The following is a 26,040-nucleotide window of genomic DNA, read 5'->3' as shown; positions in this document are numbered from 1 at the left end:
CGATTCTAGAGAAAGCAAGCCCATAGGTCAATTTCCAACCAGCCTTTCCATATTGAGCGTGTGATGGACGGTGACCTGCCCAGGCATCCTTGAGGAGTGCTTGATCGGACACCGGCATTGGGGACAACATGAAAAAAGAAGAGACATATAAAAAGCTTTTCTGAAGAACTTATAGATCTTAGATGAATGCTCATCTGTGGATAACCGCGTTTGGCCCCGTATATTCGGGCTATGCAGCGATTCACAACCGTGTTTTCAACCGGTGCTGCGCCTGTTTTGATCGTGAGTGCAAGCTGTGGATGAAAAGCCACATTATCCACAGGCGAGTTATCAACAGGGCCGACCTCAGGGTTGTGCATAGCCCTCAAGGCAGCTTATCCACAGGGCTTATTCACAGCGAGGAAAAGCCTTTCTGGTCGATAAATGGCTGTTTTGTCATGGCTCGGAACGTGTCCACATGTGGATAACTGAACGCTCGACCGGTACAATGGCGGTTTGTTTTTGCCTCATCCGGCTTTCAAACTCAGGGGAAATCCGTGTCAGTGGAACTTTGGCAGCAGTGCGTGGAGCTTCTGCGCGATGAACTGCCTGCCCAGCAATTCAACACCTGGATCCGTCCGCTACAGGTCGAAGCCGAAGGCGACGAGTTGCGCGTCTATGCGCCTAACCGTTTCGTTCTCGATTGGGTCAATGAAAAGTACCTGGGGCGCTTGCTCGAGCTGTTAGGTGAAAACGGCAGTGGCATTGCGCCTGCCCTTTCCTTATTGATTGGTAGCCGTCGTAGCTCGGCACCGCGTGCTGCGCCCAATGCGCCAGTCAGTGCCGCCGTGGCCGCTTCGTTGGCCAATACCCAGGCACAGAAGGCGGTGCCGGCGGCAGTCGAGCCGGTCGCAGTAGCAGCCGCTGAGCCTGCGCTGGTCGATGAATTGGCCGAGCCGTCCCTGCGTGACAGTTTTGATGCCATGGCCGAGCCGGCTGCAGCATCGACCGGCAGCACCCGGACCGAACAACGTACCGTGCAGGTTGAAGGTGCGCTCAAGCACACCAGCTACCTGAACCGCACCTTTACCTTCGACACGTTCGTGGAAGGCAAGTCCAACCAGCTGGCACGAGCGGCCGCCTGGCAGGTGGCCGATAACCCCAAGCATGGCTATAACCCGCTCTTCCTTTATGGGGGCGTTGGCCTGGGTAAGACCCACCTCATGCATGCTGTGGGTAACCACCTGCTGAAAAAGAACCCGAACGCCAAGGTCGTGTACCTTCATTCGGAGCGTTTCGTCGCGGATATGGTCAAGGCACTGCAGCTCAACGCCATAAACGAATTCAAGCGCTTCTATCGTTCGGTGGATGCGTTGCTGATCGACGATATCCAGTTCTTCGCCCGGAAGGAGCGCTCGCAGGAAGAGTTTTTCCACACCTTCAACGCCCTGCTAGAGGGCGGTCAGCAGGTCATTCTAACCTCCGACCGCTATCCCAAGGAGATCGAGGGCCTGGAAGAACGCTTGAAGTCGCGCTTTGGTTGGGGGCTGACGGTGGCAGTCGAGCCACCCGAGCTGGAAACCCGCGTGGCGATCCTGATGAAGAAAGCCGACCAGGCCAAGGTCGAGCTGCCGCATGATGCCGCCTTCTTCATTGCCCAGCGTATCCGCTCCAACGTACGTGAGCTGGAAGGCGCATTGAAGCGGGTGATCGCTCACTCGCACTTCATGGGCCGCGATATCACCATCGAGCTGATCCGTGAGTCGCTGAAGGACTTGTTGGCGCTGCAGGACAAACTGGTCAGTGTGGATAACATTCAACGTACCGTCGCCGAATACTACAAGATCAAGATCTCCGATCTGTTGTCCAAGCGGCGTTCGCGATCTGTTGCGCGGCCGCGTCAGGTGGCCATGGCGCTGTCCAAAGAGCTGACCAACCACAGTCTGCCCGAAATCGGCGACATGTTCGGTGGTCGCGACCATACGACCGTGCTGCACGCCTGCCGCAAGATCAATGAACTTAAGGAATCCGACGCGGACATCCGCGAGGACTACAAGAACCTGCTGCGGACGCTGACGACCTGATGGCCGTTTGCGCAGCTAATTGAAGGCAAGGGACTAGACCATGCATTTCACCATTCAACGCGAAGCCCTGTTGAAACCCCTGCAACTGGTCGCCGGTGTCGTCGAGCGCCGTCAGACCTTGCCGGTGCTGTCCAACGTATTGCTGGTCGTGCAAGGCCAGCAACTGTCGTTGACCGGTACCGACCTGGAAGTCGAACTGGTAGGCCGCGTGCAACTGGAAGAGCCAGCCGAGCCTGGCGAAATCACTGTTCCGGCTCGCAAGCTGATGGACATCTGCAAAAGCCTGCCAAACGACGCCCTGATCGATATCAAGGTTGACGAGCAGAAACTGTTGGTCAAGGCCGGCCGCAGCCGCTTTACCCTGTCGACCCTGCCAGCCAACGACTTCCCGACCGTTGAAGAAGGCCCGGGCTCGCTGACCTGCAACCTGGAACAGAGCAAGCTGCGGCGCTTGATCGAACGCACCAGCTTTGCCATGGCTCAGCAGGATGTGCGCTATTACCTCAATGGCATGCTGCTGGAAGTGTCCCGCAACACCCTGCGCGCGGTTTCGACCGACGGACACCGCCTCGCGCTGTGCTCCATGAGTGCGCCGATCGAGCAGGATGAGCGTCATCAAGTGATCGTCCCGCGTAAAGGTATCCTCGAACTGGCGCGCCTGCTCACCGACCCGGAAGGCATGGTCAGCATCGTTCTGGGCCAGCACCACATCCGCGCCACCACCGGCGAATTCACCTTCACCTCCAAGCTGGTGGACGGCAAATTCCCGGACTACGAGCGGGTTCTGCCAAAAGGTGGTGACAAGATTGTTGTTGGCGACCGCCAGGCGCTGCGTGAAGCGTTCAGCCGTACTGCAATTCTTTCCAACGAAAAGTATCGCGGTATTCGGCTGCAGTTGGCTGCTGGTCAGCTGAAAATCCAGGCCAACAACCCTGAGCAGGAAGAAGCTGAAGAAGAAATCAGCGTGGACTACGACGGCAGCTCGCTGGAGATCGGCTTCAACGTCAGCTACCTGCTGGATGTGCTGGGCGTAATGACTACCGAGCAAGTTCGTCTGATCTTGTCCGACTCCAACAGCAGTGCACTGCTGCAGGAAGCGGGTAACGACGATTCTTCCTACGTTGTCATGCCGATGCGCCTGTAACCCGTAGCAGGCGAAATGTCCCTTCGACGTATCATGGTCACCGCGGTGCGCAACTTGCACCCGGTGACACTCTTACCCTCCCCCCGCATCAACATCCTTTACGGCGCCAACGGCAGCGGCAAGACCAGCGTGCTTGAAGCTGTGTATCTGCTTGGGCTGGCGCGGTCTTTCCGCAGCACGCGCCTGAACCCGGTCATCCAGTACGAACAAGCTGCATGCACCGTGTTTGGTGAAGTGCAGTTGGCCGAAGGTGGCAGCAGCAACCTTGGTGTATCTCGGGAACGGCAAGGGGAGTTCACTATTCGCATCGATGGGCAGAATGCGCGTAGCGCAGCGCAGCTGGCTGAATTGCTGCCGCTACAGCTCATCAACCCGGACAGCTTCCGCCTCTTGGAAGGTGCACCCAAAATTCGTCGCCAGTTCCTGGATTGGGGAGTGTTCCACGTGGAACCACGTTTCCTGCCAGCCTGGAAGCGGCTGCAGAAGGCACTGCGGCAGCGGAACTCATGGTTGCGTCATGGTACACTTGACCCAGCTTCGCAAGCCGCCTGGGATCGGGAATTATGCCTGGCCAGCGCGGAAATAGATGAATACCGTCGCAACTACATCAAGGCCTTGAAGCCCGTCTTCGAGCGAACCCTGAGCGAATTGGTCGAGCTGGACGGGTTGACCCTGAGCTACTACCGAGGCTGGGATAAGGACCGGGAACTGCAAGAAGTACTCGCCTCCTCTCTCCTTCGCGATCAGCAGATGGGCCATACCCAGGCCGGTCCGCAGCGCGCTGATCTGCGTCTTCGTCTGGCTGCCAACAATGCAGCCGACATTCTGTCGCGTGGTCAGCAAAAGCTGGTGGTCTGCGCTTTGCGCATTGCCCAAGGCCATCTTGTCAGCCAGGCTCGCCGCGGTCACTGTATTTATCTTGTTGATGACTTGCCGTCCGAACTGGACGACCAGCATCGCCGCGCGTTATGCCGCTTGCTGGAAGAATTACGCTGCCAAGTGTTTATCACTTGTGTAGATCACGAATTACTGAGGGAAGGCTGGCAGACGGAAACGCCAGTTGCTTTGTTCCACGTGGAACAAGGCCGTATCACCCAGACCCACGACCATCGGGAGTGAAGGCATGAGCGAAAATCAAACGTACGACTCCTCCAGCATCAAGGTGCTGAAAGGTTTGGATGCCGTACGCAAGCGTCCCGGCATGTACATTGGCGACACCGATGATGGTAGCGGCCTGCACCACATGGTCTTCGAGGTGGTCGACAACTCCATCGACGAAGCCCTCGCCGGTCACTGCGATGACATCACCGTCATTATCCACCCGGACGAATCCATCAGTGTGCGCGACAACGGTCGCGGCATTCCGGTCGACGTGCACAAAGAAGAAGGCGTATCCGCAGCCGAGGTCATCATGACCGTACTGCACGCCGGCGGTAAGTTCGACGACAACTCCTATAAGGTTTCCGGCGGTCTCCACGGTGTAGGTGTTTCCGTGGTCAATGCCCTGTCTGAAAAACTGGTATTGACCGTTCGCCGTAGCGGCAAGATCTGGGAACAGACCTACGTCCATGGGGTTCCCCAAGCGCCGATGGCGGTGGTTGGTGACAGCGAAACCACGGGTACGCACATCCACTTCAAGCCGTCGGCCGAAACCTTCAAGAACATTCACTTCAGCTGGGATATCCTGGCCAAGCGTATCCGTGAGTTGTCGTTCCTAAACTCGGGCGTGGGCATCCTGCTGAAAGATGAGCGCAGCGGCAAGGAAGAGTTCTTCAAGTACGAAGGCGGCCTGCGTGCCTTCGTCGAATACCTGAACACCAACAAGACCCCGGTTAACTCTCAGGTGTTCCACTTCAATGTCCAGCGCGATGATGGCGTGGGCGTGGAAGTAGCCCTGCAGTGGAATGACAGCTTCAACGAAAACCTGCTGTGCTTCACCAACAACATTCCGCAACGTGACGGTGGTACGCACCTGGTGGGCTTCCGTTCCTCTCTGACGCGTAGCCTTAATAGTTATATCGAGCAGGAAGGCCTGGCCAAGAAGAACAAGGTGGCAACCACTGGCGATGACGCCCGTGAAGGCCTGACCGCGATCATCTCGGTAAAGGTGCCTGACCCGAAGTTCAGTTCGCAGACCAAGGACAAGCTGGTCTCCTCGGAGGTTAAAACCGCCGTGGAACAGGAAATGAACAAGTATTTCGCCGACTTCCTCCTGGAAAATCCGAACGAGGCCAAGGCTGTCGTTGGAAAGATGATCGACGCTGCCCGTGCCCGTGAAGCCGCCCGTAAAGCTCGCGAAATGACTCGCCGCAAAGGCGCGCTGGATATCGCCGGCCTGCCGGGCAAGCTGGCGGACTGCCAGGAGAAGGACCCTGCACTCTCCGAGCTGTACCTGGTGGAGGGTGACTCTGCAGGTGGTTCGGCCAAGCAAGGCCGCAACCGTCGTACCCAGGCGATCCTGCCGTTGAAGGGCAAGATCCTAAACGTCGAGAAAGCGCGCTTTGACAAGATGATCTCGTCCCAGGAAGTGGGCACGCTGATCACTGCACTGGGTTGTGGTATTGGCCGCGAAGAGTACAACATCGACAAGCTGCGTTATCACAACATCATCATCATGACCGATGCTGACGTTGACGGTTCGCACATCCGTACCCTGCTGCTGACCTTCTTCTTCCGTCAATTGCCAGAGCTGGTCGAGCGTGGCTATATCTACATTGCCCAGCCGCCGCTGTACAAAGTGAAGAAGGGTAAGCAAGAGCAGTACATCAAGGACGACGAGGCCATGGAAGAGTACATGACCCAGTCGGCCCTGGAAGATGCCAGCCTGCACCTGGACGAGTCGGCGCCAGCGGTTTCCGGTGTACAACTGGAAGCGTTGGTCAACGAATTCCGTAGCGTCATGAAGACCCTCAAGCGTCTGTCGCGCCTGTACCCGGAAGAGCTGACCGAGCACTTCATCTACTTGCCGGAAGTGACACTTGAGCAGTTGGGTGACCACGCGGTGATGCAAGCCTGGCTGGCCAAGTTCCAGGAGCGTCTGAGCAACAGCCAGAAGTCTGGCCTGGTTTACAAAGCCAGCCTGCGTGAAGACAAGGAACGCAATGTATGGCTGCCAGAGGTGGAAATCACCTCTCACGGCTTGGCCAGCTATGTCACCTTCAACCGCGACTTCTTCGGCAGCAATGACTACCGGACCGTGGTCAATATCGGTGCCAAGCTGTCCAGCCTGTTGGGTGAAGGCGCCTATGTACAGCGTGGTGAGCGCCGCAAAGCGATCGTCGAATTCAAGGAAGGCCTGGACTGGCTGATGAACGAGACCACCAAGCGCCACACCATCCAGCGATACAAAGGGCTGGGTGAGATGAACCCGGACCAACTGTGGGAAACCACCATGGATCCGGCTGTTCGTCGCATGCTCAAGGTGACCATCGAAGACGCCATCGCTGCCGACCAGATCTTCAACACCCTGATGGGCGATGCGGTCGAGCCGCGTCGTGACTTCATCGAAAGCAACGCGTTGTCGGTATCGAACCTGGACTTCTGATCAGGTGTAGGTTCGAAGAAAAGGCCCGCATCAGCGGGCCTTTTTTTGTCGACTGTCCCGTCCTGAATAAGGTTCACACCTCCCATCCCGAATGCTCGATCAATTCAGGCCAAGCTCCTTCAAACGCCGGTACAGCGTGCGCTCGCTCAAGCCAAGGTGACGGGCCAGTTCACTGCGCGACCCCTTGAACTGTTCCAGCGCCTGGGCCAGCTCACCCAGATGACTGCGCCGACCGCCGCTTGGAACCGCTGCAGCCGGCCCTATATCCTCCGGAAGATGCTCCGGCCGAATCAGCCCGTCATCGGCGAACAGCCGTGCCCTTTCAAGGATGTTGCGCAGTTCGCGGATATTGCCCGGGAAAGGATGCAGCCGAAGCTGCTGCAAGGCATCGTCGCTCAGCCTGGGTGCCGGCTTGCCTGCCATGCGCTGAAGCAAGCTCTGCGCAAGCAAGGGCAGATCTTCCACTCGCTCGCGCAGGGCTGGCAGGCGGATCGGGAAGCCGCTGATGCGGTAGTACAGGTCTTCGCGAAAGCTGCCATTTGCAACCATTTGCCTGAGCGGTTTGTGGGTGGCCGACACCAGGCGGAAGTCCGAATGTACCGTGCGCAAGCTACCCACCGGGCGGAAGCTACCAGACTCGATCAGGCGCAGCAGCTTCACCTGCATCGCCAGCGGCACTTCACCTATTTCATCGAGGAACAGGGTTCCGCCATGGGCCGCTTCAGCAAGGCCGATCTTGCGTTGGTTGGCCCCGGTGAATGCCCCCTTCTCGTAGCCGAACAACTCGCTCTCGAACAGGGATTCAGTCAGGCCGGTACAGTCGACCACCACCAATGGCCCATTTGCCCTGGGGCTGCCCATGTGCACCGCGTGAGCAAACAGTTCCTTGCCGGTACCCGACTCACCATGCAGCAACACCGGAATCTGCGCCGGCGCTGCCCGTTGCAGGCTGGCCAGGGCAGCCTTGAATGCAGGGGCGCACCCCACCAGCCCTTGTTCCTGTGGCTGTGCCGAGGCCAGGGTAATGCTGGTCAGGCGTTCGACGAAGGCCACTACCCTGCCCTGTTCATCCAGGATCGGACGTAACTCGACATCCACATGCTCGGGCCCGCGTGGCGTGTGATGAATGTGCAAGACCCGCTCTGGCTGCTTGCTGTGCCATGCCTTGCGCATCGGGCAATGCTCGCCGGCCTGGTCACAAGGCACGGCATAGTGATGCGAGACCTTATGGCATTTTTCACCCAGCGGCGCCTGGTCGTGGTGCCCGAACTGGCGGCGATAGGCGGCATTGGCAGCGAGGATGTTGTAGTCGGTGTCCAGCACGATGGTTGGCAGGGCATCGTGCTCGAGATAGGAAACCAGGGCGAGGATGAGCGGGTGGGTTTCAGGCATGGGGACACCGGTAGGTTTACCGGCGCAGGGTAACAAGGACTGCCAAATACTGCCATTGGCTGACAGTCGACTGCCAGCCCGTGCTGCCAGTAGCAGTAAGCGCTGTCAGTAACAAGCCGATTTCATTGGTCTGCTCATAGGAAAATGCCTGGCATGCATCTTGATAAAGCTCCTTTCACTGCCTACGCCTGTACAAGGCTGGGCGGAAAATTTGGAGAACGTGATGATCATCGGCAACAACCTGCACGTAGACGCCTTCTATGACCAGGCGACCTCGACCATCAGCTACCTGGTCATGGACCGTGAAACACGCCACTGCGCTTTGATCGACAGTGTGCTGGACTACGACCCGAAGTCCGGACGCACCTGCACCGCTTCGGCAGACCGCCTGGTCCAGCGCGTGGCCGAGCTTGAAGCCAGCGTGCAATGGATACTGGAAACCCATGTACACGCCGACCACCTTTCGGCAGCGGCTTACCTGAAGGCGAAACTGGGTGGCCACACCGGCATCGGCGCACACATCACCCAGGTGCAGAAAGTGTTTGGTGCGTTGTTCAACGCCGAACCTGGCTTCGCTCGCGATGGCAGCCAGTTCGATGCGTTGTTCGAGGACGAAGAAGGCTTTCGCATCGGCAACCTGCATGCCCGTGCCTTGCACACCCCGGGGCACACTCCCGCGTGCATGAGTTTCATGATCGAGGATGCAGGCGAGATCGCCGTGTTTGTCGGCGATACGCTGTTCATGCCCGACTACGGCACCGCTCGTTGTGACTTCCCTGGGGCTGATGCGCGCACCCTGTACCGCTCGATACGCCGCCTGCTGGCCTTCCCTGACCAGACGCTGCTGTTCATGTGCCATGACTACCTGCCCGGTGGCCGCGACATGCAATACGTCACCACGGTGGCCGAGCAACGCGCCAGCAATATCCACATCCACCAAGGGATCGACGAGGACAGCTTTGTCGCCATGCGCGAAGCCCGCGACAAGACCCTCGATATGCCTGTGCTGATCCTGCCGTCGGTGCAGGTGAACATGCGCAGCGGCCAGTTGCCCGCGCCAGAAGAGAACGGTGTCAGCTACCTGAAGATTCCGCTGAACACGCTGTGACCGCCCTGCCCCATAACCAGATTTCCAGGATTTACCGCCATGCCTGCCTTGTTGTCCCCTGCCAATAGCGACCACCACACCGTGGTCATCGTCGGTGCCGGTGCCGCCGGTATTGCCACCGCCTCCAGCCTGATCAGCCGTGACCCGTCGCTGGACGTGGCGTTGATCGACCCTGCCGAGGTGCATTACTACCAGCCCGGCTGGACCATGGTCGGTGCCGGCGTGTTCACCGCACCGAGCACGGCCCGCACCATGGCCTCGACCATTCCGCGCGGTGTGCGCTGGATAAAGGCACGGGTGCAAGGCTTCGACCCGTACGGCCAACAGGTCATCCTCGACGATGGGCGCACCATCGGTTACCAACAGCTGGTGGTTTGCCCTGGGCTCAAGCTGGACTGGGCTGCCATCGAGGGGCTCAGCGAAACCTTGGGGAGCAATGGCGTCACTTCGAACTATCGCTATGACCTGGCGCCCTATACCTGGGAGCTGGTGCAGAAGCTCAAGCAAGGCCGCGCCCTGTTCTGTCAGCCGCCCATGCCGATCAAATGCGCGGGCGCTCCGCAGAAGGCGCTTTACCTGTCTTGCGACCACTGGCTGCGCCATGGCCGGCTGGGTGCAGTGAAAGCCAGTTTCTTCAATGCCGGTGCGGGGTTGTTCGGCGTGCCGGACTACGTACCCGCGCTGATGAAGTACATCGAAAAGTACGCGGTGGACCTCAACTTTGCTGACCGCCTGGTCGCCGTGGATGGCGCCAACAAGCGCGCCACCTTTGTGCGGACCATGGCTGATGGCAGCAGTGAAACCCACACCGAGGCTTTCGACATGCTGCATGTGGTGCCGCCACAAGTGGCGCCGGACTTCATCCGCGAAAGCCCACTGGCCGACGGCGCCGGCTGGGTTGATGTCGACCCGTACACCCTGCGACATCGCCGGTTCGCCAATATCCATGCCCTGGGTGACGTGGCCAACACCAGCAATGCCAAGACCGCTGCGGCTGCCCGCAAGCAGGCGCCGGTGGTAGCCAACAACGTGCTGGTGGCACTGGGCAGGCTGCCAACCCTGGCCCACTATGACGGGTATGGCTCCTGCCCGCTGACTGTTGAGCGCGGCAAGACCGTCCTGGCCGAGTTCACCTATGGCGGCAAACTGGCGCCGAGTTTCCCCAGCTGGTTGCTGGATGGTCGCAAGCCGACGCGCCTGGCCTGGTTGCTCAAGGCGCAAGTGCTGCCACCCTTGTATTGGAAAGGCATGCTCAAGGGGCGCGAGTGGTTGGCGCGGCCGCAGCCGCTGGTAGCCGAGGGTGGCCAGTGATCGAACATCAACTGTTGGGTGCTGGCCTGGGGGCAATCATTGGCGCCGTACTGGCGTTGACCGGCGCAGGGGGTGGCATCCTGGCTGTGCCATTGCTGGTGTTCGGCCTCGGGCTGTCGATGGTCGAGGCGGCACCGGTTGGCCTGCTGGCCGTTGGCCTGGCGGCTGCAGTCGGGGCTGTGCTGGGCTTGCGCCAGGGCCTGGTGCGCTACCGGGCGGCATTGTTCATCGCCTTGGTGGGTGTGGCCACGGCACCGTTCGGGTTGATGCTGGCGCACCGCGTGCCCAATTCACCCTTGCAGTTGGTATTCGCCGGGGTACTGGTATACGCGTGCCTACGTATCTGGCGCAAGGCGGCCAAGGAATTGCGTGGCGAAGCCAATGACGCCCATCGCTACATCGAACCCTGTGTGCTCAACCCGCTGCAGGGGCGTTTGCGCTGGACGCTGCCCTGCGCGCGCGCCCTGGCGTTCACCGGGGCATTGTCCGGCCTGCTGTCCGGGCTGCTCGGTGTGGGCGGTGGCTTTGTCATCATCCCGGCGCTGAACCGCTATACCAATCTGCGCATGGCTAGCATCGTCACCACCTCATTGGCGGTGATCGCCCTGGTGTCTACCGGCAGTGTTGTCAGCGCCAGCCTGGCGGGGGTGATGCGCTGGCAGGTCGGTGCCCCGTTTGCCGTTGGTGCAGTGCTCGGCTTGCTGCTGGCGCGGCCTTTGGCGGCCAGGCAGGCCGGGCCGCGTTTGCAGCAGATGTTCGCCGTGGCGGGGTGGGTGGCGGCGGCGCTGCTGGCCGGCAAGGCGCTACTGGGCTAGCAGCTCGCTTTGTTCGGCCGCACACAGCGCCAGCAGGTAGTCCCACACGACCCGCAGGCGCACCGACTTGTGCAGCTCGCGACGGGTGCAGATCCAGTAGCTGCGCTGGATGGTCTCGCCAGGCAGCACCCGTACCAGTGTCGGGTCGTGGCGGGCCATGTAGTTGGGTAATACGGCAATGCCCAGCCCGGCGCGGGCGGCGGCCTGCTGAGCGATCACGCTGGTGCTGCGAAATACGACATTGGGTGTGCGGCAGAAGCTGTTGAGAAACAACAGCTCCTGGCTGAACAGCAAGTCGTCGACGTAGCCAATCCAGCTGTGCCGGGCCAGGTCCTCGCGGTTGCGCAACGCTGGCGCACGGTCCAGGTAAGCCTGGCTGGCGTACAGGGCCAGGCGATAGTCGGTGAGCTTGCGGGTGATCAACAAATCGGCGTTGGGCCGTTCCAGGTGGATGCTGATCTCCGCTTCGCGGTTGAGAATGCTGACGAAGCGCGGTACCGCCACCAATTCCACTTCCAGGCCGGGGTAGCGTTCGAACAGGGCATTCATGCGCGGGGTGAAGAACATGATGCCGATGCCTTCGGTCACCCCAAGGCGAATCTTGCCCAGCGGAGTGATGGCCTGGGTGATTTCTTCCTGCGCCAGCAGGGCGACATTTTCCATGGCTTCGGCGTGTTTGAGCAGGGCCTGGCCTGAGGGGGTCAGCTCGTAGCCTTGGGCATGCTGTACGAATAGCGCAGTGCCCAGGCTCTGCTCGATATTCTCGATATGCCGGGCCACGGTGCTGTGGGTGGTGTTGAGGCGCTTGGCGGCGGTAAGCAGACGGCCGCTGCGCTGCAACTCGAGGAAAAACCGCAGATCGTTCCAGTCGAACATGCTGATCCTTTTTGGCAGTTCGTTCCGGCCTCTTGGCGGGCATGCCCGCCATGAGGCCAGCACAGGCTTACCTTTGTGCTAAAACGCACAGCGGCTGCGCGAAATCTCGTGTTTCCTCCACGAAATTACTCACTAAGATGGTTCGGGACAAGAATAAAAAACAGGCGCGAGGTTGCACATGCCATCAGCCGATTCTGTCTTCGATTACGTGGTTGTGGGCGCCGGCCCCGCCGGATGCCTGCTGGCCAATCGTTTATCTGCCGATCCCTCCTGCCGGGTACTGTTGCTGGAAGCCGGTGGCCGCGACAATTATCCGTGGATTCACATCCCTGTCGGTTACCTCTATTGCATTGGCAACCCGCGCACCGACTGGTGCTTCAAGACCGAGGCACAGCCCGGCCTGGGCGGCCGGGCGTTGGGTTACCCGCGAGGCAAGGTGCTGGGTGGCTGTTCCTCGATCAACGGCATGATCTACATGCGCGGCCAGGCGGCCGACTATGACCATTGGGCCGAGCAAGGCAACGACGGCTGGGCCTGGAAGGACGTATTGCCGCTGTTCAAGACCAGCGAGAGCCACTTCGCCGGTGCCAGCGAGCACCATGGCGCTGACGGCGAATGGCGGGTCGAGTGCCAGCGCTACAGCTGGCCGATCCTCGATGCCTTTCGCGATGCCGCCGAGCAGAATGGCATCGGCAAGGTCGCTGATTTCAACACCGGTGACAACCAAGGCTGTGGATACTTTCAGGTAAACCAGCGCAGCGGTGTGCGCTGGAATGCCTCCAAGGCTTTCCTGCGGCCAGTCATGAATCGCCCCAACCTCACCGTACTGACCGGCGTCCAGGTTGACCGGGTGCTGCTCAACAACACCCGGGCGCGGGCGGTGGAGGCGTTGTGGCAAGGCGCCTGGCATGAATTTGCGGCACGACGCGAGATTGTTCTGTGCGCGGGGGCGGTGGGTTCGCCCGGTATCCTGCAGCGCTCGGGCATCGGCCCACGTCCGTTGCTGGAAAGCTTGGGCATTGGTGTGCGTCATGAAATGCCAGGTGTGGGTGGCAACCTGCAGGACCACCTGCAATTGCGGCTGATCTACCAGGTTCGCAATACCCGCACCCTGAACCAGATGGCCAACAGTCTGTTGGGCAAGATGGGCATGGGCCTGCGTTATCTCTACGACCGCAGCGGCCCTCTGGCCATGGCTCCGAGCCAGTTGGGGGCTTTCGTGCGCTCCGGGCCGGAGCAGGCCACCGCCAACCTGCAGTATCACGTGCAGCCTCTGTCACTGGAGCGCTTCGGCGAGCCATTGCACACGTTTCCGGCCTTTACCGCATCGGTGTGCAACCTGCGCCCGGCCAGCCGCGGACGTATCGATATCCGCAGCGCCGACATGAGCAGCGCGCCCCTGATCGACCCCAACTACCTCAGTGCCCCCGAGGACCTGCGCGTCGCCGCCGATGCCATTCGCCTTACCCGACGTATCGTCCAGGCCCCTGCCCTCGCCGCTTTCGAACCCAGGGAATATTTGCCAGGCCCAGCCCTGCAAACCGAGGAAGAGTTGTTCGAAGCCGCCGGCAAGATCGGCACTACCATTTTCCATCCGGTCGGCACCTGCCGCATGGGCAACGGCGAAATGGACGTTGTGGATAACCAGTTGCGGGTGCATGGCATCCCCGGCCTGCGCATCGCCGATGCCTCGATCATGCCGCAGATCACTTCCGGCAATACCTGTTCACCCACCCTGATGATCGCTGAAAAGGCGGCGCAACTGATCCTCAAAGGAGCGGCTACCCAGATCCATCTGAACGAAGGCGCGATACCGACGCCCTGACCAGGGTGCGTGCGAATGAACGGCGGCTTGCGGTCAGAAGCCACCGACAGTGGAACAACAACAATAATCACTGTGGCCTGCGGGCCGAGGACAGCAACGATGTCGGATTACATCCAAGAGCAGAGTGCGGCGGCGAGCAGCTCCAGCCGTCGTGAAGAGCGCAAGATCATTTTCGCGTCATCCCTCGGGACGGTGTTCGAGTGGTATGACTTTTTTCTCTACGGCGCGCTGGCAGCGGTCATCAGCAAGCAGTTCTTTGCCGGTGTGAACGACACCACTGCGTTCATCTTTGCCCTGATGGCCTTTGCCGCCGGCTTCCTGGTACGGCCATTCGGTGCATTGGTGTTTGGTCGCCTGGGCGACATGATCGGGCGCAAGTACACCTTCCTGGTCACCATCGTGCTGATGGGCCTGTCCACCTTCGCTGTCGGGCTGTTGCCCACCTACGCCAGCATTGGCATTGCCGCACCGATCATCCTGGTGGTGCTGCGCATGCTGCAGGGGTTGGCGCTGGGCGGTGAGTACGGCGGTGCCGCCACTTACGTGGCCGAACATGCACCACCCGGCAAGCGCGGCTTCCACACCGGCTTCATCCAGTCCACCGCCACGCTCGGCCTGTTGCTGTCGCTGGTGGTCGTGCTCGGCAGCCGCTACATCAGTGGCGACCAATTCGAGACCTGGGGCTGGCGCCTGCCGTTCCTGTTGTCGATCGTGCTGCTGGCCATTTCCACCTGGATCCGCATGAGCATGCACGAGTCGCCGGCCTTCGTGAAAATGAAGGCCCAGGGCAAGGTCAGCAAATCACCGATCCGTGAGTCGTTCACCTCCTGGCCAAACCTGAAGGTGGTACTCACCGCCTTGTTCAGCATCAACGCCGGGCAAGCCGTGACCTTCTATACGGCGCAGTTCTATGTGCTGTTCTTCATGACCCAGATGCTGAAGATGGACCCGGCCCAGGCCAACACCCTGTTGATCATCAGCGTGGTGATTGGTGCGCCGTTCTTCGTGTTCTTCGGCTGGTTGTCGGACCGCATTGGCCGCAAGCCGATCCTGATGCTTGGCCTGTTGCTGGCCACTTTGCTGTACTTCCCGCTGTTCAAGGCGCTGAGCCATTACGCCAACCCACAGATCGACGCCGCCAGCCGCCAGGCGCCGATCGTGGTCACTGCCGATCCGCAAGGCTGCACCTTCCAGTTCGACCCGGTGGGCAAGGCGCGTTTCGACAGCCCCTGTGACAAGGTCAAGACTTTCCTGGTCAAGCAGGGCCTGCCCTACAGCTCGGTGGATGTAGCCGGCAGCGAAGTGGTGGTGAACATTGGTGACAAGACCATCAACGGCTTTGACGAAGCCGCCATGCGCGCGGCGGTGGAGCAGGCCGGCTACCCCGCCAAGGCTGACCCGTCGCAGGTCAACCAGGTGATGGTGGTGGTGCTGATCGTGGCAATGATCCTGATCGCGACCATGACCTACGGCCCGCTGGCGGCGGTGATGGTCGAGCTGTTCCCGACCCGTATCCGCTACACCTCGATGTCGCTGCCCTACCACATCGGTAATGGCTGGTTCGGGGGCTTCCTGCCGACGGTGTCGTTCGCGCTGGTGGTGTATACCGGGGACATCTTCTATGGGCTGTGGTACCCGGTGCTGGTGACGGGGATCAGCCTGGTGGTGGGAATCTTCTGCCTGAAAGAAACCAAGGATGTGGATATCGACAAGGTCTGACGTTAACGCGGGCCTGCTCTAAGCACACTTGAATCACCTATAAAAAAACCGGCTGTAAAAGCCGGTTTTTTTATGCTCTGAAAAAACTTATGCACGATTTTCAGAAAAACGTCATACAGAAAAATAAGCAGCTAATTCAATATGTTAGCGCTTACTTCGAGCATTTAATCCAAAAATTGCACACAAGTTATCCACAGATGATCAGGCCATTTGTTCCTGAGGGGTTTCCTCTGTTGGAGGCAGCGAACCCATGGCCCGCTGGGTCGCTTCATTCCATGCTGCGGCGCGGTCATTCAGTTCGGCGATTGCACGTGGCCCAGTGCCGTTGGCGTACATCGGTTCGCCAATGACCACCTCGATCGTGCCTGCGCGTTTGCCCCAACCGGTCTTTGGCCAGAATTTGCCGGCGTTGTGCGCAATCGGCAGCACCGGCAGCCCGGCATTTACCGCCAAGGCAGTGCCGCCACGGGAAAACTTGCCCATGGTGCCGAACGGTACACGGGTGCCTTCCGGGAAGATCAGCACCCAGACTTTCTGCTTGAGCAGTTCATCACCTTTGCTCGCGACCTGGCGCAGGGCTTCCTTGGGGTTGTCGCGGTTGATCGCGATCGGCCGCAGCATGGCCATGGCCCAACCGAAGAACGGCACGTACAACAGCTCGCGCTTGAGCACCTGGCTTAACGGCGAGAAGTACTGGGAAAGGAAGAAAGTTTCCCACGTGCTCTGGTGGTTGGACAGTATCACGCAAGGCTCATTCGGCACGTTTTCGGCGCCGGTGACCTTGTAATCGATGCCCAGGATGGTGCGTACCAGGAACAAGGCGCAGCGGCACCAGTACACATTGATGAACGTGTAGCGCTTGGGGAAGGACAGGAACGGCGCGACGAAGAAGCTCAGCGAGCACCACAGCAGCGAACTGGTGCCCAGCAGCAGGTAAAAAAGAAAGATTCTGATCGCCTGCAGGATCGACATAGTGGCTTGTACCATTGCGGGCATGCCCGCCTGAGAAAAATGCGCCAAAAGGCGCACTGTTTAAATTAGTTCTCTGGCGATAGCTGCCAGATCGTCGAAAATCAGTGTAGTTTCCGGGACGCCTTTTTCCAGGGTCCGCTCGCCCTTGCCGGTTTTCACCAACACCGGTTGGGCACCGACAGCCAAGGCAGCCTCCAGGTCACCCTTGCTGTCGCCGACGAACCAGACGCCTTCAAGGCCCACCTGGTAGTGCTCGGCAATGGCCCGCAGCATGCCAGGCTTGGGTTTACGGCAATCGCAGCCTTCGTCCGGCCCGTGCGGGCAATACACGATGTGGCCCACCTCGCCACCTTGCTCGGCTACCAGTTCGCGCAGACGCGTGTGCATGGCCTCGAGGGTGGCCAGCGGGTAGTAGCCGCGAGCAATGCCGGACTGGTTGGTGGCGACAGCCACCGTCCAGCCCGCCTTGCTCAACTGCGCGATCGCTGCGACCGAGCCAGGGATCGGAACCCATTCTTCCAGCGTCTTGATGTAGGCGTCGGAGTCATGGTTGATCACCCCGTCACGGTCGAGAATCAGCAGTTTCAAGGCTTACCCCAGCAACGAGATATCGGCCACACCCAGGAACAGGCCGCGCAGGCGGCTGAGCAGGGCATAACGGTTGGCACGTACCTTGGCGTCCTCGGCATTGACCATCACCGCCTCGAAGAAGGCGTCGACCGGATCACGCAGGGCTGCCAGGCGGGCCAGCGATTCGCTGTACTGGCGTGCAGCAGCCATCGGTTGCACGGCCTGGTCGGCCTGCTGGATGGCCGAGTACAGGGAGAACTCGTTGGCGTTGTCGAAGTACTTCGGCTCGACCTGCTCGGCGATGGCGCCTTCGGCTTTGCTCAGCAGGTTCGAAACGCGCTTGTTCACCGCCGCCAGGGCCTCGGCTTCCGGCAGCTTGCGGAACGCCTGCACGGCCTGCACGCGCTGGTCGAAGTCCAGCGCCGAGCGTGGCTGCAGGGCTCGTACCGACAGGTAGGTGGCAACGTCGATGCCTTCGTCCTCGTAGCGTGCACGCAGGCGGTCGAAGATGAACTCCAGCACCTGCTCGCCCAGGCCGGCAGCCTTGACCTTGGTACCGTACTGCTTGACTGCGAAGTCGACTGCAGCGGTCAGGTCGAGGTCCAGCTGCTTCTCGATCAGGATGCGCAACACGCCCAGGGCGGCTCGGCGCAGGGCGTAGGGGTCCTTGCTGCCGGTGGGCAGCATGCCGATACCGAAGATGCCGACCAAGGTGTCGAGCTTGTCGGCGATGGCCACGGCAGCACCGGTGAGGGTCTGCGGCAGCTCGGCGCCAGCACCGCGCGGCATGTACTGCTCGTTCAGGGCCAGGGCGACGTCTTCCGGCTCACCGTCGTTGAGCGCGTAGTAGTAACCAGCGACACCCTGCATTTCAGGGAATTCGCCGACCATCTCGGTGGCCAGGTCGCATTTCGACAGCAAGCCGGCGCGGCCGGCGCGCTGGGCGTCGCCGCCGATCAGCGGGGCGATGAAGGCAGAAAGCCTGGAGACGCGTTCGGCCTTGTCGTACACGGTACCCAGCTGGGCCTGGAAGACCACGTTCTTCAGACGCTCGTTGAAGGTTTCCAGCGGCTGCTTCTTGTCCTGCTTGAAGAAGAACTCGGCGTCGGTCAGGCGTGGGCGCACGACTTTCTCGTTACCCTGCACGATCTGCTTCGGATCACGGCTCTCGACGTTGGCCACGGTGATGAAGCGCGGCAGCAGCTTGCCTTCGCTGTCCAGCAGGCAGAAGTACTTCTGGTTGTCCTGCATGGTGGTGATAAGGGCTTCTTGCGGCACCTCGAGGAAACGCTCCTCGAACGAGCACACCAGTGGTACCGGCCACTCGACCAGGGCGGTCACTTCGTCCAGCAGTGCCGGTGGCACGATGGCGGTACCTTCCTGTTGCATGGCCAGCTCGGCGGTACGCTTGCTGATCAGCTCGCGGCGCTCGGCGAAATCGGCCAGCACGTAGGCTTTGCGCAGGTCTTCGACGTAGTTGCCCGGGGTGGTGATGAGTACGTTCTCCGGGTGGTGGAAGCGGTGGCCACGGGATTCGCGGCCAGCCTTCTGCGACAGGATGGTGCAGTCGATCACCTGGTCGCCCAGCAGCATCACCAGCCACTGGGTCGGGCGCACGAACTCTTCGCGACTGGCCGCCCAGCGCATGCGCTTGGGAATCGGCAGGTCGTTCAGCGAATCTTCGACGATGGTCGGCAGCAGGCCGGCAGTGGCCTTGCCTGGAATGTGCTGGGAGAAACGCAGCTTGGGGCCGCTCTGGTCGATTTCGGCCAGTTCCACACCGCACTTCTTGGCAAAGCCCAGGGCCGCCTGGGTCGGCTCGCCTTCGGCGTTGAATGCCGCTTGCAGGGGCGGCCCATCGATGTTGATGCTGCGGTCAGGCTGCTGCACGTCCAGCTGGCGGATCAGCACGGCCAGGCGGCGCGGCGCGGCATAGACCTGCTTGCCGGTGTAATTCAGGCCGGCCGCCTGCAGGCCTTTCTCGATGCCGGCCAGGAAGGCTTCGCCGAGGCTGGCGAGGGCTTTCGGTGGCAGCTCTTCGGTGCCCAGTTCTACCAGGAAATCTTGAGCACTCATTGTGCAGCCTCCAGCTTAGCCAACACTTCGTCACGCAGTTCAGGGGTGGCCATCGGGAAGCCCAGGCGTGCACGGGCTTGCAGATAGCTTTGCGCCACGTCCCGGGCCAGGGTACGTACACGCAGAATGTAGCGCTGGCGCTCGGTTACCGAGATGGCGCGGCGGGCGTCCAGCAGGTTGAAGGTATGCGAGGCCTTCAGGACCATTTCATAGGTTGGCAGCGGCAGCTCCAGCTTGATCAGGCGGTTGGCTTCGCTTTCGTAGAAATCGAACAGCTCGAACAGTTTCTCGACGTTGGCGTGTTCGAAGTTGTAGGTCGACTGCTCCACTTCGTTCTGGTGGAACACGTCGCCGTAGGTGACCTTGCCGAACGGGCCGTCGGCCCACACCAGGTCGTACACCGAGTCGACGCCCTGGATGTACATGGCCAGGCGCTCCAGGCCGTAGGTGATTTCACCAGTGACCGGGTAGCACTCGATGCCGCCCACCTGCTGGAAGTAGGTGAACTGGGTGACTTCCATGCCGTTGAGCCAGATTTCCCAGCCCAGGCCCCAGGCGCCCAGGGTCGGCGATTCCCAGTTGTCTTCGACGAAGCGAATGTCGTGCACCAGCGGGTCCAGGCCGATGGCTTTCAGCGAGCCGAGGTACAGCTCCTGGAAGTTGGCCGGGTTCGGCTTCAGTACTACCTGGAACTGGTAGTAGTGCTGCAGGCGGTTGGGGTTTTCGCCATACCGCCCGTCGGCAGGGCGACGGCTAGGCTGCACATAGGCGGCGTTCCAGGTTTCTGGACCCACGGCGCGCAGGAATGTAGCGGTGTGGAACGTGCCGGCGCCTACTTCCATATCGTAGGGCTGAAGCACCACACAACCTTGCTCGGCCCAGTAGTTCTGCAGGGCGAGGATCAGGTCTTGGAAGGTACGCACGGCTGGCGTAGGCTGGCTCACGAAATTCACCTGTATCTGGGGATGCGGATGTAAAGAGCGGGAGTATAACCTGATTCGCCTCGCCCTCTACTCATTGGAGCCTTATGCCACGCTGCTTTTGGTGTACCGACGATCCGTTGTACCAGGCCTACCATGACCAGGAATGGGGAACGCCACAGCGTGACCCGGCGTTGCTGTTCGAGATGCTTTTGCTCGAAGGGTTCCAGGCCGGGCTTTCCTGGATCACCGTCCTGCGCAAGCGCGAGCGTTATCGCGAGGTGCTGTACGGCTTCGATCCCGTGCAACTGGCGTCAATGAGCGACGAGCGAATCGAAGCGCTGATGCAGGACGCCGGCATCATCCGCAATCGCCTCAAGCTCAAGGCCGCCCGGCGCAATGCCCAGGCCTGGCTGGCTGTGGATAACCCTGCGCAATGGCTCTGGTCGTTCGTCGGCGGGCAACCGAAGATCAACCACTTCAATAGCCGCAGCGAGGTGCCAGCGGTCACCGAGGAGGCCAAGGCCATGAGCAAGGCCTTGCAGAAGGCCGGCTTTACCTTCGTCGGCCCGACCATCTGTTACGCCTTCATGCAGGCCACCGGGATGGTCATGGACCACACCACCGATTGCGATCGCTACGCCGCCTTGTTGCGCTGAGGGGTTACAATGCGCGCCTTGCTGAAATAAGGAATTCGCCTGTGGAAAAGTTCAAGGGCGCCCTGATGGTCGGGGTGCTGCGTCTGTTTGCCAAGCTGCCCTGGGGCGCTGTGCAGCGCGTCGGCGCGGGTATCGGTTGGCTGATGTGGAAAATCCCCAATGGCTCGCGCAATGTCGTGCGCATCAACCTGGCCAAGTGCTTCCCGGAGATGGACCCGGCCGAGCGTGAGCAACTGGTCGGCCGTGCGCTGAAAGATATCGGCAAATCCTTCGTCGAAAGTGCCTGTGCCTGGATCTGGCCGCCGCAACGCTCGCTGGCGCTGGTCAAGGAAGTGCATGGCCTGGAAGTGCTGGAGCAGGCCCTGGCTTCGGGCAAGGGGGTGGTCGGTATCACCAGCCACTTGGGCAACTGGGAAGTGCTGAATCACTTCTACTGCAACCAATGCAAGCCGATCATCTTCTACCGCCCGCCGAAGCTCAAGGCGGTGGACGACCTGCTGCGCGAGCAGCGGGTGCAGATGGGCAACCGTGTGGCGCCTTCGACCAAGGAAGGCATTCTCAGCGTCATCAAGGAAGTGCGCCGTGGCGGTCAGGTGGGCATTCCTGCCGACCCGGAACCGGCGGAGTCGGCTGGGGTGTTCGTGCCGTTTCTCGGGACCCAGGCTTTGACCAGCAAGTTCGTGCCGAACATGCTGGCCGGTGGCAAGGCGGTGGGAGTGTTCCTGCATGCGCTGCGGTTGCCGGACGGTTCGGGCTTCAAGGTGTTCCTCGAAGCGGCGCCGGAAGAGATGTACAGCACCGACGTAACGGTATCGGCGGCGGCGATGAGCAAGGTGGTGGAGCGTTACGTGCGCGAGTACCCGAGCCAGTACATGTGGAGCATGAAGCGCTTCAAGAAGCGCCCGGCGGGGGAACCGCGCTGGTATTGAGACCCTGGGGGCGCTTCGCGCCCCATTCGCGGGGCAAGCCCGCTCCCACAATAGATCGGTTTGACCAAGGCCACTGTGGGAGCGGGCTTGTCCCGCGAATGGGCTGCAAGACAGCCCCGGCGATCTCAAATCTTGTTGAGCTTCTTCAGGAACACCGTCATCTCTTTCTCGGCCTGCTTGTCGCCATGCGCCTGAGCCGCCACGATCCCGTCCTCCCAGGCCTTGCGCGCCGCCGCCAGGTCCCCCTGCAACTGATACGCCTTGCCCAGCAGTTTCCACGCCGCAGAGTACTTCGGGTCCTGCTCCACGCAGCGCGCCAGGTGCACGGCCGCTTCAGCGCCATTGCCCTCGTCCAGCCAGGCTTTGCCCAGGCCAAACCTCAGCAAAGGGTTATCCACACCCTTGGCCAGCATCTTTTCCAGCGATTCGCGCATGCCTTGTCTTCCTAGAAGAAACTCAAGCCGACGTGGAACAGCTTCTCCACATCGCGGATATGTTTTTTATCCACAACGAACAGGATCACGTGGTCGCCCGATTCGATCCGCGTGTCGTCGTGGGCGATGATCACCTCTTCAGCGCGAATGATCGCGCCGATGGTGGTGCCCGGCGGCAGGGCGATGTCTTCGATGGCCTTGCCGACCACCTTGCTCGACTTCGCATCCCCGTGCGCGACTGCCTCGATGGCTTCGGCCGCCCCGCGCCGCAGCGAATGCACACTGACGATGTCGCCCCGGCGCACATGCGCCAGCAGGGTGCCGATGGTGGCCAGCTGCGGGCTGATGGCGATGTCGATCTCGCCGCCCTGCACCAGGTCGACATAGGCCGGGTTGTTGATGATGGTCATCACCTTGCGCGCACCCAGGCGCTTGGCCAACAGCGACGACATGATGTTGGCTTCGTCATCGTTGGTCAGGGCCAGGAAGATGTCGGCGTCGGCGATGTTCTCCTCGAGCATCAGGTCCTTGTCCGAGGCGCTGCCCTGCAGCACCACGGTGCTTTCCAGGGTGTCGGAAAGGTGCCGGCAACGGGCCGGGCTCATCTCGATGATCTTCACCTGGTAACGGCTTTCGATGGCTTCGGCCAGGCGTTCGCCGATCTGCCCGCCGCCGGCGATGACCACCCGCTTGTTGGTCTCGTCGATGCGGCGCAGTTCACCCATCACCGCGCGGATGTCCTTCTTCGCGGCGATGAAGAACACTTCGTCGTCGGCCTCGATCACCGTGTCACCCCGTGGCGTGATGGGGCGGTCGCGGCGGAAGATGGCCGCCACGCGGGTATCGACATTGGGCATGTGGGCCCGGATCTGGCGCAGTTGCTGGCCCACCAGCGGGCCGCCGTAGTAGGCCTTTACCGCCACCAGCTGTGCCTTGCCTTCGGCAAAGTCGATCACCTGCAGCGAGCCGGGGTGTTCGATCAGGCGCTTGATGTAGTTGGTTACCACTTGTTCCGGGCTGATCAGCACGTCGACCGGAATATGGTCGTTGTCGAACAGCTCTTCGCGGGTGAGGTAGGCCGATTCGCGCACCCGGGCGATCTTGGTCGGCGTATGGAACAGCGAATAGGCCACCTGGCAGGCGACCATGTTGGTCTCGTCGCTGTTGGTCACCGCCACCAGCATGTCGGCGTCGTCGGCGCCAGCCTGACGCAGCACCGTGGGCAGCGAGCCGCGGCCCTGCACGGTGCGGATATCCAGGCGGTCGCCCAGGTCACGCAGGCGGTCGCCGTCGGTGTCGACCACGGTAATGTCGTTGGCTTCGCTCGCCAGGTGCTCTGCGAGCGTACCGCCTACCTGCCCTGCACCGAGGATGATGATCTTCATCCGCTACTCCCTACCTTGTTTTCCTATCCGCGCGAAGCGGCGATCTTGATCAGCTTGGCATAGTAGAAACCGTCGTGGCCGCCCTCCTGGGCCAGCAACTGACGGCCATGGGGCTGACGCAGGCCGGCCGCGGTGGCCAGGTCCAGCTCGCGGGCACCAGGGGTGCGGGCGAGGAACGCGTCGATCACTTCGGTATTCTCGGTAGGCAGGCTGGAGCAGGTGGCATACAGCAGCATGCCGCCGACTTCCAGGGTCGGCCACAGGGCATCGAGGAGTTCGCCCTGCAGCATGGCCAAGGCCGGGATGTCCTCGGCCTGACGGGTCAGCTTGATGTCCGGGTGACGGCGGATCACGCCGGTGGCCGAGCACGGTGCGTCGAGCAGGATGCGCTGGAACGGCTTGCCATCCCACCAGCTGGCGGTATCGCGGGCGTCGCAGGCGATCAGCTCGGCGTCAAGCTGGAGGCGGTCGAGGTTCTCGCGCACCCGGCTCAGGCGCTTGGCTTCGAGGTCGATGGCCACCACCTGGGCCAGGCCGGCTTCGGCCTCCAACAGGTGACAGGTCTTGCCGCCGGGTGCGCAGCAGGCATCCAGCACGCGCTGGCCGGGGGCCAGTTCCAGCAGGTCGGCGGCCAGCTGCGCGGCTTCGTCCTGCACGCTCACCCAGCCCTCTGCAAAGCCCGGCAAGCCACGCACATCGCAGGCTTCGGCCAGCACGATGCCGTCACGGCTGTACTGGCAGGCGCTGGCGCCAACGCCCGCCTCGGCCAGCAGCGCCAGGTAGGCGTCGCGGCTGTGGTGTCGACGGTTGACCCGCAGAATCATGGGCGGGTGGGCGTTGTTGGCGGCGCAGATGGCTTCCCACCGCTCCGGCCAGAACGCTTTCAGCGATTTTTGCAGCCAGCGTGGATGGGCGGTGCGCACCACCGGGTCGCGCTCCATTCCAGCCAGCAATTCCTCGCCTTCGCGTTGGGCGCGACGCAGCACGGCATTGAGCAAGCCCTTGGCCCAGGGCTTCTTCAGCTTGTCGGCACAACCTACGGTTTCGCCAATGGCGGCATGCGCTGGAATACGGGTGTAGAACAGTTGATACAAGCCAACCAGCAACAGCGCCTGGACATCAGCGTCAGCGGTTTTGAATGGCTTTTGCAGCAGCTGCGCGGCCAGCAGGTCAAGGCGCGGTTGCCAGCGTGCGGTGCCAAAGGCGAGATCCTGGGTCAGGCCACGGTCGCGCTCGTCGACCTTGTCCAGCTGCGCCGGCAGCGAACTGTTCAGCGAGGCCTTGCCGCTGAGTACGGCGGCAAGGGCGCGGGCGGCGGCGAGGCGTGGGTTCATTGGCCCAGCACCTTGCCGCTGGCGAATTTCTCGCGGCGGCTGTTGAACAGGTCGCTGAAGTTCAGCGCCTTGCCGCCGGGCAGCTGCAGGCGGGTGAGGCTCAGCGCCTGGTCACCGCAGGCGACCACCAGGCCGTCCTTGCTGGCCGACAGGATCTCGCCCGGCTCACCCTGGCCGGTGGACAGGCTGGCGGCCAGTACTTTCACACTTTCGCCATCGAGGGTGCTGTGGCAAACCGGCCATGGGTTGAACGCACGGATCAGACGCTCCAGCTCGACCGCCGGGCGGCTCCAGTCAATGCGGGCTTCGTCCTTGTTCAGCTTGTGCGCGTAGGTGGCCAGGGCATCGTCCTGGACTTGTCCCTGCAGCGACCCGTCGGCCAGGCCGGCGATGGCCTGCACCACGGCGGGCGGGCCCAGTTCGGCGAGGCGGTCATGCAGGCTGCCGCCGGTGTCTTCGGCACTGATCGGGGTGACCACCTTGAGCAGCATCGGGCCGGTGTCCAGGCCTGCTTCCATGCGCATCACGGTCACACCGCTCTCGGCGTCGCCGGCTTCGACGGCGCGCTGGATCGGTGCGGCACCGCGCCAGCGTGGCAACAGCGAGGCGTGGCTGTTGATGCAACCCAGGCGCGGGATATCCAGTACTGCTTGCGGCAGGATCAGGCCGTAGGCCACTACCACCATCAGGTCTGGCTTCAGCGCAGCCAGTTCGGCCTGGGCTTCGGCGTTGCGCAGCGACGGCGGCTGAAATACCGGAATGTCATGGGCCACCGCCAGTGCCTTGACCGCGCTCGGCATGAGCTTCTGGCCACGGCCGGCGGGGCGGTCGGGCTGGGTGTAGACGGCCACGATCTCGTACGGGCTGTCGAGCAGGGCCTTGAGGTGTTCGGCGGCAAACTCTGGAGTGCCTGCAAAGACGATGCGCATGGAGTTCTCGCTTCAAAAAAGAAAAAGGCTTGCCG

21 protein-coding genes are annotated in these 26,040 nt (G+C 61.4%); 11 read left to right on the top strand and 10 right to left on the bottom strand.

Annotated features, from left to right (window positions below; all coding sequences use genetic code 11):
• Window positions 1–536 precede the first annotated feature (536 nt).
• From dnaA to gyrB, 4 genes are read left to right on the top strand one after another with little or no spacing between them, the layout of a single operon-like run.
• Complete coding sequence (gene dnaA / locus ACVWZT_RS08750) at window positions 537–2,063, top strand: chromosomal replication initiator protein DnaA (protein ID WP_296234937.1); 1,527 nt, start codon at window positions 537–539, stop codon at window positions 2,061–2,063.
• 40 nt (window positions 2,064–2,103) lie between these two features.
• Complete coding sequence (dnaN, locus tag ACVWZT_RS08745; protein ID WP_296234936.1) at window positions 2,104–3,207, top strand: DNA polymerase III subunit beta; 1,104 nt, start codon at window positions 2,104–2,106, stop codon at window positions 3,205–3,207.
• 15 nt (window positions 3,208–3,222) lie between these two features.
• Window positions 3,223–4,326 (top strand): DNA replication/repair protein RecF, encoded by a 1,104-nt coding sequence (recF, locus tag ACVWZT_RS08740; protein WP_457468982.1) that lies wholly within the window; start codon window positions 3,223–3,225, stop codon window positions 4,324–4,326.
• 4 nt (window positions 4,327–4,330) lie between these two features.
• On the top strand, window positions 4,331–6,751 hold the full coding sequence (gyrB, locus tag ACVWZT_RS08735) for a DNA topoisomerase (ATP-hydrolyzing) subunit B (protein WP_170027529.1): 2,421 nt from the start codon (window positions 4,331–4,333) through the stop codon (window positions 6,749–6,751).
• Between the two features lie 99 nt (window positions 6,752–6,850).
• On the opposite strand, the gene ACVWZT_RS08730 is transcribed toward gyrB, so the two are convergent.
• The gene (locus ACVWZT_RS08730; RefSeq protein ID WP_457468980.1) at window positions 6,851–8,143 is read right to left on the bottom strand and encodes a sigma-54 interaction domain-containing protein; all 1,293 of its coding nucleotides are present in this window, start codon (window positions 8,141–8,143) and stop codon (window positions 6,851–6,853) included.
• 223 nt (window positions 8,144–8,366) lie between these two features.
• Here ACVWZT_RS08730 and ACVWZT_RS08725 point away from each other — a divergent pair, with 223 nt between their 5' ends.
• The 3 genes from ACVWZT_RS08725 to ACVWZT_RS08715 are packed head-to-tail and all read left to right on the top strand — an operon-like array spanning window position 8,367 to window position 11,377.
• Window positions 8,367–9,251 (top strand): MBL fold metallo-hydrolase, encoded by an 885-nt coding sequence (locus tag ACVWZT_RS08725; protein WP_457468979.1) that lies wholly within the window; start codon window positions 8,367–8,369, stop codon window positions 9,249–9,251.
• Between the two features lie 39 nt (window positions 9,252–9,290).
• Window positions 9,291–10,562, top strand: a complete 1,272-nt coding sequence (locus tag ACVWZT_RS08720; RefSeq protein WP_457468977.1) for an NAD(P)/FAD-dependent oxidoreductase — start codon at window positions 9,291–9,293, stop codon at window positions 10,560–10,562.
• A complete protein-coding gene (locus ACVWZT_RS08715; protein ID WP_457468976.1) occupies window positions 10,559–11,377 on the top strand; it encodes a sulfite exporter TauE/SafE family protein in 819 nt (272 codons plus the stop codon). The genes ACVWZT_RS08720 and ACVWZT_RS08715 overlap by 4 nt, the downstream gene beginning before the upstream one ends.
• Here ACVWZT_RS08715 and ACVWZT_RS08710 read toward each other — a convergent pair.
• Window positions 11,366–12,253, bottom strand: coding sequence for a LysR family transcriptional regulator (locus ACVWZT_RS08710; RefSeq protein WP_170027552.1), 888 nt, complete (start codon window positions 12,251–12,253; stop codon window positions 11,366–11,368). The two genes, ACVWZT_RS08715 and ACVWZT_RS08710, sit on opposite strands and share 12 nt — an antisense overlap.
• 178 nt (window positions 12,254–12,431) lie before the next feature.
• On the opposite strand from ACVWZT_RS08710, the gene ACVWZT_RS08705 reads away from it, so the two are divergent.
• Together ACVWZT_RS08705 and ACVWZT_RS08700 are read left to right on the top strand one after the other, a co-directional pair.
• Window positions 12,432–14,078 (top strand): GMC family oxidoreductase, encoded by a 1,647-nt coding sequence (locus ACVWZT_RS08705; protein ID WP_457468974.1) that lies wholly within the window; start codon window positions 12,432–12,434, stop codon window positions 14,076–14,078.
• Window positions 14,079–14,177: 99 nt separating this feature from the next.
• Window positions 14,178–15,797 (top strand): MFS transporter, encoded by a 1,620-nt coding sequence (locus ACVWZT_RS08700; protein ID WP_457468972.1) that lies wholly within the window; start codon window positions 14,178–14,180, stop codon window positions 15,795–15,797.
• Between the two features lie 201 nt (window positions 15,798–15,998).
• On the opposite strand, the gene ACVWZT_RS08695 is transcribed toward ACVWZT_RS08700, so the two are convergent.
• The 4 genes from ACVWZT_RS08695 to glyQ are packed head-to-tail and all read right to left on the bottom strand — an operon-like array spanning window position 15,999 to window position 20,359.
• Entirely contained in the window at window positions 15,999–16,784 is a 786-nt protein-coding gene (locus ACVWZT_RS08695; RefSeq protein ID WP_457468971.1) for a lysophospholipid acyltransferase family protein, read from the bottom strand.
• A 45-nt stretch (window positions 16,785–16,829) separates the two neighbouring features.
• Complete coding sequence (gmhB, locus tag ACVWZT_RS08690; RefSeq protein ID WP_457468970.1) at window positions 16,830–17,357, bottom strand: D-glycero-beta-D-manno-heptose 1,7-bisphosphate 7-phosphatase; 528 nt, start codon at window positions 17,355–17,357, stop codon at window positions 16,830–16,832.
• A gap of 3 nt (window positions 17,358–17,360) precedes the next feature.
• On the bottom strand, window positions 17,361–19,415 hold the full coding sequence (gene glyS, locus ACVWZT_RS08685; RefSeq protein WP_457468968.1) for a glycine--tRNA ligase subunit beta: 2,055 nt from the start codon (window positions 19,413–19,415) through the stop codon (window positions 17,361–17,363).
• Complete coding sequence (gene glyQ, locus ACVWZT_RS08680; protein WP_023377955.1) at window positions 19,412–20,359, bottom strand: glycine--tRNA ligase subunit alpha; 948 nt, start codon at window positions 20,357–20,359, stop codon at window positions 19,412–19,414. The genes glyS and glyQ overlap by 4 nt, the downstream gene beginning before the upstream one ends.
• Before the next feature lie 83 nt (window positions 20,360–20,442).
• On the opposite strand from glyQ, the gene ACVWZT_RS08675 reads away from it, so the two are divergent.
• Together ACVWZT_RS08675 and ACVWZT_RS08670 are read left to right on the top strand one after the other, a co-directional pair.
• Window positions 20,443–20,994, top strand: a complete 552-nt coding sequence (locus tag ACVWZT_RS08675; RefSeq protein WP_457468966.1) for a DNA-3-methyladenine glycosylase I — start codon at window positions 20,443–20,445, stop codon at window positions 20,992–20,994.
• 41 nt (window positions 20,995–21,035) lie between these two features.
• Complete coding sequence (locus ACVWZT_RS08670; RefSeq protein ID WP_170027565.1) at window positions 21,036–21,923, top strand: lysophospholipid acyltransferase; 888 nt, start codon at window positions 21,036–21,038, stop codon at window positions 21,921–21,923.
• A 125-nt stretch (window positions 21,924–22,048) separates the two neighbouring features.
• Here the strand turns inward: ACVWZT_RS08670 and ACVWZT_RS08665 are convergent, their stop codons facing one another.
• The 4 genes from ACVWZT_RS08665 to fmt are packed head-to-tail and all read right to left on the bottom strand — an operon-like array spanning window position 22,049 to window position 26,005.
• Window positions 22,049–22,357 carry a tetratricopeptide repeat protein gene (locus ACVWZT_RS08665; protein ID WP_457468964.1) on the bottom strand — a complete coding sequence of 103 codons (309 nt, stop codon included), beginning with the start codon at window positions 22,355–22,357 and terminating at the stop codon, window positions 22,049–22,051.
• Between the two features lie 11 nt (window positions 22,358–22,368).
• Entirely contained in the window at window positions 22,369–23,742 is a 1,374-nt protein-coding gene (gene trkA, locus ACVWZT_RS08660) for a Trk system potassium transporter TrkA (RefSeq protein ID WP_457468962.1), read from the bottom strand.
• A gap of 23 nt (window positions 23,743–23,765) precedes the next feature.
• Entirely contained in the window at window positions 23,766–25,076 is a 1,311-nt protein-coding gene (rsmB, locus tag ACVWZT_RS08655; protein WP_457468961.1) for a 16S rRNA (cytosine(967)-C(5))-methyltransferase RsmB, read from the bottom strand.
• The gene (gene fmt / locus ACVWZT_RS08650) at window positions 25,073–26,005 is read right to left on the bottom strand and encodes a methionyl-tRNA formyltransferase (protein ID WP_457468959.1); all 933 of its coding nucleotides are present in this window, start codon (window positions 26,003–26,005) and stop codon (window positions 25,073–25,075) included. Before fmt ends, rsmB begins: the two co-directional genes overlap by 4 nt.
• Window positions 26,006–26,040 lie beyond the last annotated feature (35 nt).

Source organism: Pseudomonas sp. TE21394 (genome assembly GCF_054057835.1).
The sequence above is the reverse complement of the archived record's forward strand: the minus strand, read 5'-3'. Positions and strand labels throughout refer to the sequence as shown.